The following is a 13,136-nucleotide window of genomic DNA, read 5'->3' on the forward strand; positions in this document are numbered from 1 at the left end:
ATGAACATGCAGTCCAGGCCACATCTGGCCAAGAACAAGAACGAAGCCATCCTTTTGCCTGTCGAGGGCATGACCTGCGCATCCTGTGTGCGGCGGGTGGAAAAGGCCGTGGCATCCGTGCCGGGGGTTGAGGCGAGCGCGGTGAATTTTGCGACCGAGACGTTGTCGGTGACTCCGGGAAAGGGCTTCTCGGCAGGCGCCCTGCTCGAAGCGATCGACAAGGCCGGCTATGAGGCCAAGGCCGAGACGCTGGTGCTGGAGGTCGAGGACATGACCTGCGCATCCTGCGTGTCGCGGGTCGAGAAGGCCTTGAAATCCGTGGCCGCTGTCGAGAGCGCAAGCGTCAATCTGGCGACCGGCGAGGCGGTGGTGAAGGTCCTGGGCGGGGCCGATGCCTTGCCGGCGCTCACCGCAGCCGTGGCCAAAGCGGGTTATGCGGTCAGGCTCGTCGGTTCTTCGACGGATGGAGCAGCGGCCGAAGAAGGGCAGGGGGGCGTTGGCCAGGCCACACCCGATGCGGTTCCGGGCTCGGCGCATCCGGGGGGCTCGGCAGGCCGGGCCGACGATAGTCGCGAGGCGCGCCGGGAGAAGGAGATATCGGGGCTGAAGCGCGATTTTCTGATCGCGTTTGTGCTTACACTGCCGCTCTTCGTCATGGAAATGGGCGCGCATCTCTATCCGCCGCTGCATCATGTGCTGATGCAGATTTTCCCCGGCAACACGCTGTATCTTCTGCAGTTTGCGCTTGCGACGGCGGTTCTCGCCGGTCCCGGGCGACGCTTCTATCTGAAGGGCATTCCGGCGCTCTTGCGGCTGGCGCCCGATATGAACGCACTCGTCGCGATCGGCACGGGGGCGGCCTATCTCTATTCCGTCGTGACCACCTTTGCGCCTGAAGCCCTGCCTGTCGATGCCCGGCATGTCTATTACGAAGCGGCGACCGTCATCGTCTCGCTGATCCTGCTCGGCCGGCTGTTGGAAGCGCGTGCCAAGGGTCGGACGGGGGCTGCGATCCGCAAGCTCGCGGGTCTGCAGGCAAAGACTGCGCGGGTCGAGCGTGAGGGTGAGACGCAGGATGTGTCGCTCTCCGAAGTCAGGCTCGGTGACACCGTCGTGGTCCGTCCGGGTGAGCGTATTCCGGTCGATGGCCGGGTGATCGACGGGGCAAGTGCCGTTGACGAGGCGATGATCTCGGGCGAGCCGATCCCGGTCGAAAAGGGGCCGGGCGCCACCGTCATCGGCGGTACGGTCAACGGTTCGGGGAGCTTCCGCTTCGAGGCGACAGGCATTGGCGCCGACATGATGCTGTCGCGCATCATCCGCATGGTCCAGGAAGCGCAAGGGGCGAAACTGCCGATCCAGAAACTGGTCGATGAGGTCACGGCCTGGTTCGTGCCCGCAGTCATCGGTATCGCGGTTGTGACTTTTTTCCTATGGCTGATCTTCGGGCCGGAGCCCGCCTATACGCACGGGCTCGTGGCGGCGGTGGCCGTGCTGATCATCGCCTGCCCCTGCGCCATGGGGCTTGCCACGCCCACCTCGATCATGGTCGGCACCGGCCGCGCGGCCGAACTCGGCGTGCTCTTCCGCAAGGGCGAGGCGCTGCAAAGTCTCTCCGCCATCGACTGGGTGGTGATGGACAAGACCGGCACGATCACGGCCGGAAAGCCCGAAGTGAGCGAGATCGTGACATCAGAGGGGTTCGACGAGGCCGAGGTGTTGCGCCTGACCGCAAGCCTCGAGGCGCGCTCCGAGCATCCCCTGGCGGATGCCATCGTGCGGGCGGCGGAGGCGCGGGGGATCGCCCTGTCTGCCGTGGAGAATATCGAGGCGGTGGCCGGGTTTGGCGTGACCGGGGTCGTTGACGGGCGGAAGATTGCAGCGGGGGCTGACCGGTTCATGGTGAAGCTCGGGGTGATGGCAGGGGGCGAGACATCGGATCTCACCGCCGCCGTCACTTGTCTTGCCGATGAAGGCGCAAGCCCGCTTTACGTTGCCATCGACGGCAAGCTGGCTGCGGCGATTGCGGTCGCCGATCCGATCAAGGAGACGAGTGCGCAGGCGATTGCAGCCCTGAAGGCCAGGGGTCTGAAGCTGATGATGGTGACCGGCGACAACAGGCGGACGGCAGAGGCCGTGGCGAGAAGGGCCGGCATCAATGCGGTGGTGGCGGAAGTGCTGCCGGAGGGAAAGGTGAGCGCGATCAAAGCGCTGCAGGCAAAAGGTGAGAAGGTCGCCTTTGTCGGCGATGGCATCAATGATGCGCCGGCGCTTGCCACCGCCGATGCCGGGATTGCCATCGGCACCGGCACCGACGTGGCGATCGAAAGCGCCGATGTCGTGCTGGTCGGCGGCGACCTGATGGGCGCGCTGCATGCGATCGAGCTCTCGGACAAGGTCATGGCCAATATCCGCCAGAACCTATTCTGGGCTTTCGGCTACAATGTCGCGCTGATCCCGGTCGCGGCGGGGCTGCTCTATCCGCTCTTCGGCGTGACCTTTTCGCCGATGCTGGGGGCGGCAGCCATGGGGTTGTCGAGCGTGTTCGTGCTGACCAATGCGTTGAGGTTGCGGACGGCGAGGGTGACGGCGGTCTTGACCTCCCCTTGAGGGGGAGGTCGCGCGGAACGCGCGGGTGGGGTGATGCTGGTGCGCGCCGCTTGTTCACCCCACCCCGGAGCTTCGCTCCGACCCTCCCCCTCAAGGGGAGGGTGGCGTGCGCGGGGGCCGGCAATTTCCGCCTCTCCCCCTGTGGGAGAGGAACTGAAGGAGAAACGACCATGACGATGAATATCGGCGAAGCCTCTCATGCCTCGGGCGTTTCGGCCAAGATGATCCGCTACTATGAGGAGATCGGGCTGGTTGCGCCGGCGGGGCGAACGGCCTCGAATTACCGGGTTTATGATGCCGACAGCGTCAACCGGCTGCGTTTCGTGCGGCGATCGCGCAATCTCGGCTTTTCGCTTGAAGAGACCGAGCGGCTGTTGAAGCTCTGGGACGACAAGGAACGGGCAAGTGCCGAGGTGAAGGCCTTGGCACTCGCCCATGTTGACGAACTGGAACAGAAGATCGCCGAAATGCAGGCGATGCGCGACACGCTGGCCCATCTCGCCGAGCGCTGCCTCGGCAATGACCGACCCAACTGCCCGATCCTCGCCGATCTCGAAGGCAAGCCGCTGCGGCAAAAGACCGCCGGAAAGGACAAGGCCGGGGACTGCTGCGGGGATTGACCTTGCCCCCATGGGAAGGTGCAGAAAGGGACTGGAAGCGACGGCTTGAAGCTGTCGGCAAATGGAAAGGACAAAACCATGATCGGACAGACGGTTTTCAAGATCGAGGACATGACCTGCGGGCATTGCGAGAAGACCGTGGTCAAGGCCTTGGCGGCGGTGTTGCCGGGAAGCGCGGTGACCATCGATCTCGCAGCCCGCAAGGCCTTCGTCGAGGGTGATGCGGTCCTTGCCGAACAGGCGATCCGTGAGGCGGGCTATACGCCGGTGCGGGAAGCGTGAGGGTGGAGGCAGTAGGGAGTAGCCAATAGCCAATAGGATGTAGGAGTTGGTCCGCAGCGAAGAGCGATGAATGCACAGGATTGCCACGCTGCTGGAGAACCAATCCAATCTCACTGCCTACTGCCTACTGCCTACTGCCTACTGCCTACTGCCCACCTCTCCCTTGCAATCTCCTCGAACCTAAATATATATGCATTATCGTATGTTTTTAGGGGACGCCGCCATGAGCAAGGACTACATCGCCATCACCCGGGATATCTCAAGTGGGATCAAGACCCTGCGCAAGGACATTCCCGATGTGATGCAGGGCTTTTCGGCCATGGCGGGCGCGGCGACCAAGGATGGCGCGCTGTCGAAAAAGGTGAAGGAATTGCCGGCGCTCGGCATTGCGATTTCCACCCGCTGCGACGGCTGCATCGGCTTTCACACCGAAGCGCTGATCAAGCTCGGCACCACCAAGGCGGAATTCGAGGAGGCGCTGGGGCTCGCGGTCTATATGGGTGGAGGTCCCTCGCTGATGTATGCCGGCGACGCCATGGCCGCCTGGGAGCAGTTCGGCGGGCCGGAGGCCTGAAGGCAGGCACAACCCGGTGCTAAGCCTGGTGCGACGCCGCCGGGTCGCGGCCCAAAAAAATGCCGGGCTTGCTTCATTTTGTGCGCTCTAAATTAGCGAAAAATTCGTAGCCCTGCGCCATGCTGATGGCCATCGCGGCGCCGCTCGAGCGCCGCCAGGGAGCAATGGCCAGGGCATGCAGACGGAGACGGGCGCAAGAGGGCGGTTGAACTGGCTGTTGCGCATGGCGCCCGAGGTGGAACGGGCCGAGGAACGGGATTTCGGCGCCGAACGCATCCGGCATCTGCGCCATGCGATCATCGTCGGCCTGATCGTCTACAACATCTACAATCTCACCAGCCTGCACCTGATGGCCGACATCCAGCCCTTCACGGTCGCCATGCGCCTGTTGGTGCTGGTACCGGGCTCGCTGGTGATCTTCTATCTCGTGCCCCGCGTGCCGCCGGCGATCCGCGAATTGCTCTTGCTCGGCGGCATGTTCGTCGCGAGCCTGCTGCCGCTCTATTTGCTCTACATCTCGCAATCGAGCTATGCGACCTACACGCTGGGCGAACTGCCGCTCGTGCTGCTCTTCGGCAACATGTTGCTGGTGCTGCGGTTTCGCCTCGCGCTGATCTTCACCGCCGTCACCTGCCTGGCGGCGCTTTTTGTCATCCACGCCAAGCCGGGGCTGGACGAGAACCTGATCTTTCCCCTGACCGTGCAGGTGGTGACCGGCCTGTTCTTCACGCTCTACGGCAACTGGCATGTCGAGAGACAGCGCTGTCTCACCTATCTCGCCCGCTACGATGCGCAGAACCGCGCAGACCTTGCGGAACGACGCGGTGATGAACTGCGCGACCTGACGCTGACCGACATGCTGACCGGCATCGCCAACCGAAGGCACCTCGACGAAACGCTCAGTGACTGGCTTGCGACACGCGGCGAGGTGCTGCTGCTGATGGTCGATGTCGACCACTTCAAGACCTTCAACGACCGCTTCGGCCATGTCGAGGGCGACGACTGCCTGCGCCGCATTGCCACGGCCCTCGCCACCTTCGCCGCCCGACATGACGGCTTTGCCGCCCGCTATGGCGGCGAGGAGTTCACCTTGCTGTTTGCCGTCGATGCCGAGACCGGTGGCACGTTTCTGGCCGACCGGCTGGTCCGCACGGTGCGCGAGCTTTCGATCCCGCATCCGGCCCGCGCCGACGGACTTACGACCGTCACCGTCTCCGTCGGTTACGCTGGCACGGGTGAGGGCGGCGTGCGGGAAGCGCGCGATCTCATCACCCGGGCGGATCTGGCGCTCTATGAGGCGAAGAGTGCTGGGCGCAACAGGTCGAAGGCGGGCTGAGGGGGGCGGTTAAGCAGATGCAACGGAATGCCCCTCTCCTGGAAAATCTGAAGTTTAGGCAGCTTGCGCTCGCCTAAGCCTTCGATTTTCCGTCCTCCCCCGCAAGGGGGGAGGTGGGCTGGGACCAAAATAGGAAAATAATCCTTGACACCGTGACGGTCGTCGGATAGGGTTTTGACATGATCGGAAAGCTGTGGCCTTGAGGGCCAAGGTGATCCGGAGAGGTTTGGAAAGGGTCCGCTTGGCGGGCCCTTCTTTCGTTTCGGAGGGGGCCATGCTGGGCGAGGATCGACGGGGGGATCTGGACGAGGCGTTGCCTGATGTCATCGAGGTGAAGGCGGCGGGCGCTGGCGACCTGGTGACCCTGCTCCAGGAATTCACCACCGAGATGCGTGCCCAGTTCGAGCTGTTTCGCCGTCTGCGGGCCGGGGCCGAGAGCCTGATCGACGGGGCCGACGAGGCGCTGGCGAAACTGGCGCGCGCCGACATCAAGGCAGCGACCGATGCGATTGCGCTGATCGTGCGCACCCTGGAGAAGATCGATGCGCTTTTGCGCCAGATGGAGCGCGACCGGCTGGATGCCGAGGAACGGCTGATCGAGGCGCGCGATCCGGAGGTTTTGCGCGGCGAGGTGGAGGCGCTGATTGCGGGACGGGTCGAGGCGGAGGTGGCTGCCCGGCTGGAGGCGGCGGTGGCGGTCCGGATGGCGGAGGGTTGTAGGATTGGCTGAGGGTAGGGGGCCGCCGTGAGGGGTGAATGAGCCAAGCTTTCGAGGTCTGATGCTGAAGAAGGCTTGCCAACTGAACCGGTCCCCTCACTTGCGAAATCTGAAGTTTAGGCGGCTTGCGCTCGCCTAAGCCTTCGATTTCGCTTTCTCCCCCACAAGGGGGGAGAGGGAGCGCGGGGCTGGCGGCACCGTCGCCTCTCCCCTTTGTGGGAGAGGTTACAAAATCGAGGGCTTAGCCCGATCAGGGCTAAACCTCAGATTTTGTTGGTGAGGGGATCGGTTACACAGGCACGGGATCAAACGGATGCTTCGTAACTAGCTGTTGCGAACACCTCGGCATGATGGGCGCCTGAGGGCTGACGCTGTTTTGCATAATCGCCCAAGGAGACTGCCGATGACGCCGAAATCCCTGGGGCGGCGGATGAGGGACCGGGGGGCGAAGAATGAGCGCGCCGCGTCTGTGGTGATCGGCAAAATGGCGGGGGACATTGAGGCGCTCGCCGTGAATGCTAGCAGGGTCAAGGCCGGCGCGGAGACGCTTTGCACGAAAATACAGCCCGAGACCTGGGCGGCGGCGGGGCTTGATGCTCCGGAGGCTGTGGCAAGGCTTCGGATGCGGGACGTGCGGGTGGCGGTAGGGGCGGTGAGGGATGGCGAAGGTGTCGCCATCCGTCCTGAGGGACCACTCAACCTCTCACAGCTCTCACCTTCCGATCTCGCCTTTCTCTCCCGTGATTGGCCACTTCTGGCCCGGCCCGAACAATTGCCGCCTGAGGGAGACTGGCGCAGCTGGCTGATTTTGGGCGGGCGAGGATCGGGCAAGACGCGGGCAGGTGCCGAATGGGTTCAGGCTGAGGTGCTGGCGGCGGGTAAGCGGACGGATTTGCGCATTGCGCTGGTGGCGGAAACGCTCGGCGATGCGCGTGAGGTGATGATCGATGGTGCCTCGGGGCTGGCAAGGATCGCAAGGCGGATGCGGCCGGAGGTGGAGATTTCGCGAAGACGGCTTGTCTGGCCGAACGGGGCGATCGCCCAGATCTTTTCATCCGAAGATCCCGAAAGCCTGCGCGGGCCGCAGTTTCACCTCGCCTGGTGCGACGAGCTCGCCAAATGGAAACATGCCGACGAGACCTTCGACATGCTGCAGTTTGCGCTCAGGTTGGGTGATGATCCGCGCCAGGTGGTGACGACGACGCCGAGGCCCGTGCCGCTGCTGAAGCGGCTGATGGCGGATGAGGCGACGGTTTTGACAAGGATGGCAACAGCGGCCAATGCGCGGCATCTGGCGCCGGGGTTCCTGAGCGCGCTCAGCGCCCGTTATGGCGGGACAAGGCTCGGGCGGCAGGAGCTCGATGGCGAGCTGATCGAGGACCGGGCGGACGGTTTGTGGAAGCGCGCGCGGCTCGACGAGATCGTGGTGAAGTTGGCTGAGCCCTTGCGCCGCATCGTGGTTGCAGTCGATCCACCGGCGGGCGGGGCGACGGCCTGCTGCGGCATTGTCGTCGCGGGTCTGAAGGAAAACGGCCAGGCGGTGGTGCTGTCCGATTGTTCTGTGGAGGGGCAGGGCCCGGCGGGCTGGGCGCGGGCGGTGGTCTCTGCCTACAGGCGCTTCGAGGCCGACCGGGTGGTGGCCGAGGTGAACCAGGGCGGCGACATGGTGCGTGCGGTGCTCGAGGGCATCGAGGCGCGGCTGCCGGTGGCGACGGTCCGGGCAACGCGCGGCAAGTTTCTCCGCGCAGAGCCAGTGGCGGCGCTCTATGAGCAGGGCCGGGTTCTGCATGCGGGGCGGTTTACCGAGCTCGAGGACCAGATGTGTGATTTCGGGCCGGAGGGACTGTCGAACGGACGCTCGCCTGACCGGCTGGATGCGCTGGTCTGGGCGCTGACGGCGCTGATGCTGGAGGGCGGTGGCGAGCCGCGGATCAGGGGGGTGTGAAGTCCCTCATGCTGAGGTTTTCTGCACGTAGTGCGGACCTCGAAGCATCCGGCCTGAGTGTGAATTGCTTCGACCCTTCGAGGCCCTCGCAGAGCGAGGGTACTTCAGGGTGAGGGGAGATGATGTGCGAGGCTCGTGGGTCCTATCTCCCCCCTTGCGGGGGAGAAAGCGAAATCGAGGAATTGGCCCGATCAGGGCCAAACCTCAGATTTCGCAAGAGGGGGGCTCGGTGTGGTTCTCGCCCAGGGAACTGAGCCCCTCTCTAGGAAAATCTGAAGTTTAGGCGGCTTGCGCTCGCCTAAGCCTTCGATTTTCCGTTCTCCCCCGCAAGGGGGGAGATATGAACGTCGAATGCCATCACCCCCAAACGAAAAAACCGGCACCCTTTTGGATGCCGGTTGATCAGGCAATGCGGTGGATCAGTTTACTTCGCAGCCGTTGCGGGGGCTGCCGGCTGGCGGACCTGGCGCCATTCGTTTTCGAGGCGCTGCAGGACATGGGCAGGGATCGTTGCCGGGGCGGCGGTCTTGGTCGAAGTGTTCGTTTGCATGTCTTCCCTCCTCGGGTTTGGAAGTCTGGCCTCCAAACGTGTCTGTGGGCTGAAAGTTCCACAGCGTTAAACCTTTGTAAATATGAACGGAACGAGCTCTAAACGATTGAAATTTCTTCAATCGTTTTAATTCCGAACTTTTTTCGCAGTGCCGCAGGGCCCGATACGGCGTAGCCGGCAGCTTTCTTCCCGACATCGAGGATTTCATCATGCGGATCGACCGGCGAATCGTCTTCGCGGGGCTGCGCAATGCCGTGTTCGGCGGGCGGCTTTCTCAAGGGCAGGTGGACGGCGTGGAGGCGGTGCTGACGCGGTTTTCAACGCGCGGCTGGGGCGATCCGCGCTGGCTCGCCTATATGCTGGCGACCGCGCATCACGAGACCGGCGGCACCATGCAGGCGGTGCGCGAGACCTTTGCGCCTGACGATGCGGAGGCGGTCAACCGGCTGGAACGGGCCTGGCGGGCGGGCAGGCTGCCGACGGTGGCGACACCCTATTGGCGCCGCGATGTGGCGGGGCGGAGCTATTATGGGCGGGGTCTTGTGCAGATCACCCATCGCGAGAACTATGCGAAGATGAGCCGGGTGACCGGGCTCGACCTCGTGGCCGAGCCGGATCTGGCGCTGAGGCTCGACGTGTCCGCCACCATCCTGGTGGTCGGCATGACCGAGGGGCTGTTTTCGGGGCTAAGGTTGTCCGACTTCTTCTCAGGCACCAAGGCCGACTGGACGGGGGCGCGAAAGATCGTCAACGGCACCGACCGGGCGAAGAAGATCGCGGTGACGGCGAGGATATTCGACGCGGCTGTCAGGGCGGGGCTCATGGTGTGAGGCGGCTAAGCGGCGCATTGAGCGGAGGCCCGCGCGATGCTATCGGCTTTTGCGCTGCAACAGCTCTTTGAGGTGCCTCATGATCCGCCACATCGTCTTCTTCACCGTCAGCCCCGAACATCTCGAGGCGGTGCGTGCGGGGTTGTCGATCCTGACGGAGATCCCGAGTGCAACTCGGCTGGAGATCGGCACGAATGTGAAGACCGACGGTTTTCACCGCAGCATCGATCTGGTCGTCTATGGCGAATTCGAGGATGAGGCGGCACTCGCTGCCTACAAGGCGCATCCGCTTTATGAGGAGAGCATTCGCCGGGTGAAGCCGCTGCGCGAGGAGCGTTATGCGGCGGACTATGTGGTGGAAGAGGCGGTGACGGCGCGGGTGTGAATTGGTTCACATCGGATATCCCGGACCGCAGGGCGCGCCAGCGCCCTGCGAGGGAGACCAAGTTACGCAGACTTGTGATTGACCCGCGCCAAATCGCCAGCGCCGGCGGCAAGGGCCGAAACGGCAGTCGGCCAACTCTCAGCGTCGATGTCGAGCGCAGTGCGGAGCCAGGCGAGCGTCAAGCGCTGGGTAACAGCGAGGCGATCAGGGTCTTCGTCGTCGGTTTCCTTGGCGTCGTAGCCGGCAATGCCGCCGAGGCCGTGTTTTCCGCCAAAGAGGGTGAGCAGCGCTTCCGCACCCGGGGCATGGCGATAGGGATCCACATGCCAGTCGGCGCCGCGCGGCGTTAGATGCGGATTGTCGTCGGCGTCACCCGCAACGACCAGGGTGCGGGTGGTGAGCGTCGAGAAATCCGGATTGAGCGTTGTGTAGTTCTGGCGAGCGTAGTCGCTGAGACTGTCGCCGCCGAGGCCGGGCGCGGCGAGCAGCACGCCGGCCTTGATGCGCGGCTCTGGACGGCGGACGCGGGTGATGGCCGGGTCGGCGGTGTCCGTGAGGCCGGCGCCGAGCAGCATGCCGACGGTCTGGCCGCCGAGCGAATGGCCGACGGCGGCGATCCGTGTGTGATCGAGGCGGCCTGATAGCAGCGGTACGGCCTGTTCGATGGTGGGGAGATTGTCGAGGATAAGGGTCATGTCGTCGAGGCGTGACTGCCAGAAGAAGGGATAGCCAGATGCATCAGGTCCAAGGCCTGCAACCTTGGAATTGGCATGGGTCGGCTGGATGACGACGAAACCATGGGCGGCGTAGAAATCGACGAGCGGGCCATAGCCGTCCTTGGAGGGGATATAGAGCGAGGGGCCGTGGCCATGGGAGAGAAGGATGATCGGCAGGCTGTCGCCGGAGAGCGGTGCGGTGATGCGCAGTTCGAGCGGACGGCCGCGACCGGGCGCCGGAAGGGTGACGGGATTGATGGTCAATGTGGCTTGCGGGGCCGGCGTCGAGATGGCGCGGGCTTTTGTGACGAGATCATTCATGGAAAGTAGCTCCGGGTTATGGAATTTGCGGGGTGAAGGGGTTAGGAACTAAACGGAACGGCGTTCCGAATGCCGACGTCATATACGGAACGATGTTCCGTTTAGCAAGGGCCGCGCGGGATTTCTCCGGGCTGCTGGAAACTGCGCATGGATAAAGAGGCCGAAATGGACGGGGATCACGGACAGGAAGCAGGCGGACCGCGGGTGCGCGCCGATGCGCGGCGCAACGAGGATGCGCTGCTGGAGGCGGCCAAGGCGATCTTTGCAGCAAGCGGTGTCGATGCACCGGCCCGCGAGATAGCGACCCGCGCCGGCGTGGGTGTGGGCACGCTCTACCGGCGTTTTCCGAGCCGCGCGGATCTGGTGATCGCAGTCTTCAAGCGCGAGGTGGACGCCTGTACGGCGGAGGCCGCAACGCTGGCCGCAAGCCACCCGCCGGCGGAAGCACTGGCGCTCTGGCTTCGCCGGTTCACGAAGTTCATTGCCGCCAAGCGTGGGCTGGCTCAGGCGCTGCATTCCGGCGATCCGGCCTTTCAGGCTCTGCCGGATTATTTTCGTGAGAATTTCGAGCCGGCTTTGGCCGGGCTCCTGGACGCAGCTGTCGATGTCGGGGCCGTTCGTTCAGGTATTGAGCCCTACGAACTGCTGCGCGCCATCGGCAATCTCGCGGCGATCAAGGGGGCTGAGCCGGAGGGCGAGACATCAGTGATGGTCGAACTGCTGATCGACGGACTGCGCTTTGGTGCGGGCAAGGCTGCACCTGGCTGAAGCGGCCAGATCAATCTGAGAGTGTGCGCAGACGAGGCCCGGGCCGACCGTTGATGGCCGCCCGATCCGTTTTCATTCCTGTCGAGGAACAGATCCCATGAAATTTCCCTTTCGTCTGCCCTGGGCTGAAGCCCGGGATCGAACCCCCTTGCGCGAAGAAAAGGCGCTGCATCCTCGGCCCGGAACGGCGCTGGCGCTGATTGCGGGCGAGGGCGAGGCGCGCTGGACGGGGCGGAATTATGCGGCCCTTTCGCGAGAAGGGTTCATGAAGAACCCGGTGGCGCATCGCTGCGTGCGGCTGGTGTCTGAGGCTGCGGCCAGTATCGGCTTTCTCGCCTATCAGGCGGCGGTCGAGCGAGAGGGGCATCCCGCACTTGCTCTGCTGTCTCGGCCGAACGGGGCGATGACGGGGGCGGATTTTCTCGAAACGCTCTATGGCCAGCTGCTGCTCTCGGGCAATGCCTATGTCGAGGCGGTGGCCACGGGCGTGCGCAGTGCGGAAAGGGCGGCTGAGCTGCACCTTTTGCGGCCCGATCGGGTGAGCGTGGTGACCGGGGCGGATGGCTGGCCGTCTGCCTATGATTATCGTGCCGGCACCAAGGCGAGGCGGATCACGCTCGATGGTCTCCTGCATCTGAAGCTGTTTCACCCGCTCGATGACCACGAGGGTTTTGCGCCGCTGGCGGCAGCGCAAGTGGCGCTTGATCTGCACAATGCGGCGGGGCGCTGGAACAAGGCGCTGCTCGACAATTCGGCCAGGCCCTCCGGCGCGCTGGTCTATCAGCCGAAGGAGGGTGGTAATCTCTCCGCCGACCAGTATCAGCGGCTGAAGGTGGAGCTCGATGAGGGTTATTCCGGCCCGATGCGTGCCGGGCGGCCGCTGCTGCTTGAGGGCGGGCTCGACTGGAAATCGATGGGGCTCTCGCCCAAGGACATGGATTTCGTCGAGGCGAAGAACGGGGCAGCGCGCGACATCGCGCTCGCCTTCGGCGTGCCGCCGATGCTGCTCGGCATTCCCGGCGACAACACCTATGCCAATTACCAGGAGGCGAACCGCGCCTTCTATCGGCTGACCGTTCTGCCGCTGGCGACGCGCACCGGGGCGTCGCTTTCGGTGTTTCTGGGCGAGTTGACGGGCGAGGCGGTTAGACTGGTGCCGGATCTCGACACGGTGGCGGGGCTTTCGGCCGAGCGCGATGCGCTTTGGGCGCGGGTCGGGGCTGCAGGGTTTTTGACGGATGAGGAGAAGCGCGAGGCGGTGGGGTATTGATTGGTGCCGACTGGACCGATCCCCTCACCAACAAAATCTGAGGTTTAGCCCTGATCGGGCTAAGTCCTCGATTTTGTAACCTCTCCCACAAGGGGAGAGGTGTAGATGCGGCTGGCGGCGCGTTCCCTCTCCCCCCTCTGTGGGGGAGAAAGCGAAATCGAAGGCTTAGGCAAGCGCAAGCCGCCTAAACTTCAGATTTCGCCAGTGACGG

At 64.1% G+C, this 13,136-nt stretch carries 13 protein-coding genes; 11 read left to right on the plus strand and 2 right to left on the minus strand.

What is annotated here, in order from left to right:
• The 7 genes from BW978_RS11485 (at position 1) to BW978_RS11515 (ending at position 8,085) form a co-directional block, all read left to right on the plus strand.
• A complete protein-coding gene (locus BW978_RS11485) occupies positions 1-2,610 on the plus strand; it encodes a heavy metal translocating P-type ATPase (protein ID WP_076395242.1) in 2,610 nt (869 codons plus the stop codon).
• Between the two features lie 176 nt (positions 2,611-2,786).
• Positions 2,787-3,230 (plus strand): Cu(I)-responsive transcriptional regulator, encoded by a 444-nt coding sequence (gene cueR, locus BW978_RS11490; protein ID WP_076396472.1) that lies wholly within the window; start codon positions 2,787-2,789, stop codon positions 3,228-3,230.
• An 81-nt stretch (positions 3,231-3,311) separates the two neighbouring features.
• On the plus strand, positions 3,312-3,512 hold the full coding sequence (locus tag BW978_RS11495; RefSeq protein WP_139330554.1) for a heavy-metal-associated domain-containing protein: 201 nt from the start codon (positions 3,312-3,314) through the stop codon (positions 3,510-3,512).
• 223 nt (positions 3,513-3,735) lie between these two features.
• The gene (locus BW978_RS11500) at positions 3,736-4,086 is read left to right on the plus strand and encodes a carboxymuconolactone decarboxylase family protein (RefSeq protein WP_076395244.1); all 351 of its coding nucleotides are present in this window, start codon (positions 3,736-3,738) and stop codon (positions 4,084-4,086) included.
• Positions 4,087-4,261: 175 nt separating this feature from the next.
• Positions 4,262-5,422, plus strand: coding sequence for a GGDEF domain-containing protein (locus BW978_RS11505; protein ID WP_076395246.1), 1,161 nt, complete (start codon positions 4,262-4,264; stop codon positions 5,420-5,422).
• Between the two features lie 274 nt (positions 5,423-5,696).
• Positions 5,697-6,152, plus strand: coding sequence for a hypothetical protein (locus BW978_RS11510; RefSeq protein ID WP_076395248.1), 456 nt, complete (start codon positions 5,697-5,699; stop codon positions 6,150-6,152).
• A 391-nt stretch (positions 6,153-6,543) separates the two neighbouring features.
• A complete protein-coding gene (locus BW978_RS11515) occupies positions 6,544-8,085 on the plus strand; it encodes a DNA-packaging protein (RefSeq protein WP_244551947.1) in 1,542 nt (513 codons plus the stop codon).
• Positions 8,086-8,509: 424 nt separating this feature from the next.
• Here BW978_RS11515 and BW978_RS23890 read toward each other — a convergent pair whose 3' ends face one another.
• Complete coding sequence (locus tag BW978_RS23890) at positions 8,510-8,635, minus strand: hypothetical protein (RefSeq protein WP_256367279.1); 126 nt, start codon at positions 8,633-8,635, stop codon at positions 8,510-8,512.
• Positions 8,636-8,844: 209 nt separating this feature from the next.
• Here BW978_RS23890 and BW978_RS11520 point away from each other — a divergent pair, with 209 nt between their 5' ends.
• Positions 8,845-9,465 (plus strand): glycoside hydrolase family 19 protein, encoded by a 621-nt coding sequence (locus tag BW978_RS11520; protein WP_076395250.1) that lies wholly within the window; start codon positions 8,845-8,847, stop codon positions 9,463-9,465.
• A gap of 79 nt (positions 9,466-9,544) precedes the next feature.
• Positions 9,545-9,850 (plus strand): Dabb family protein, encoded by a 306-nt coding sequence (locus BW978_RS11525; RefSeq protein ID WP_076395251.1) that lies wholly within the window; start codon positions 9,545-9,547, stop codon positions 9,848-9,850.
• 62 nt (positions 9,851-9,912) lie between these two features.
• On the opposite strand, the gene BW978_RS11530 is transcribed toward BW978_RS11525, so the two are convergent.
• Positions 9,913-10,887, minus strand: a complete 975-nt coding sequence (locus BW978_RS11530; RefSeq protein WP_076395253.1) for an alpha/beta hydrolase family protein — start codon at positions 10,885-10,887, stop codon at positions 9,913-9,915.
• Between the two features lie 147 nt (positions 10,888-11,034).
• On the opposite strand from BW978_RS11530, the gene BW978_RS11535 reads away from it, so the two are divergent.
• Complete coding sequence (locus BW978_RS11535) at positions 11,035-11,655, plus strand: TetR/AcrR family transcriptional regulator (protein ID WP_076395255.1); 621 nt, start codon at positions 11,035-11,037, stop codon at positions 11,653-11,655.
• Between the two features lie 97 nt (positions 11,656-11,752).
• Positions 11,753-12,925, plus strand: a complete 1,173-nt coding sequence (locus BW978_RS11540) for a phage portal protein (RefSeq protein WP_076395257.1) — start codon at positions 11,753-11,755, stop codon at positions 12,923-12,925.
• The last annotated feature ends 211 nt before the right edge of the window (positions 12,926-13,136 follow it).

Source organism: Rhizobium sp. RU33A (assembly GCF_900156055.1).
Taxonomy (GTDB): domain Bacteria; phylum Pseudomonadota; class Alphaproteobacteria; order Rhizobiales; family Rhizobiaceae; genus Allorhizobium.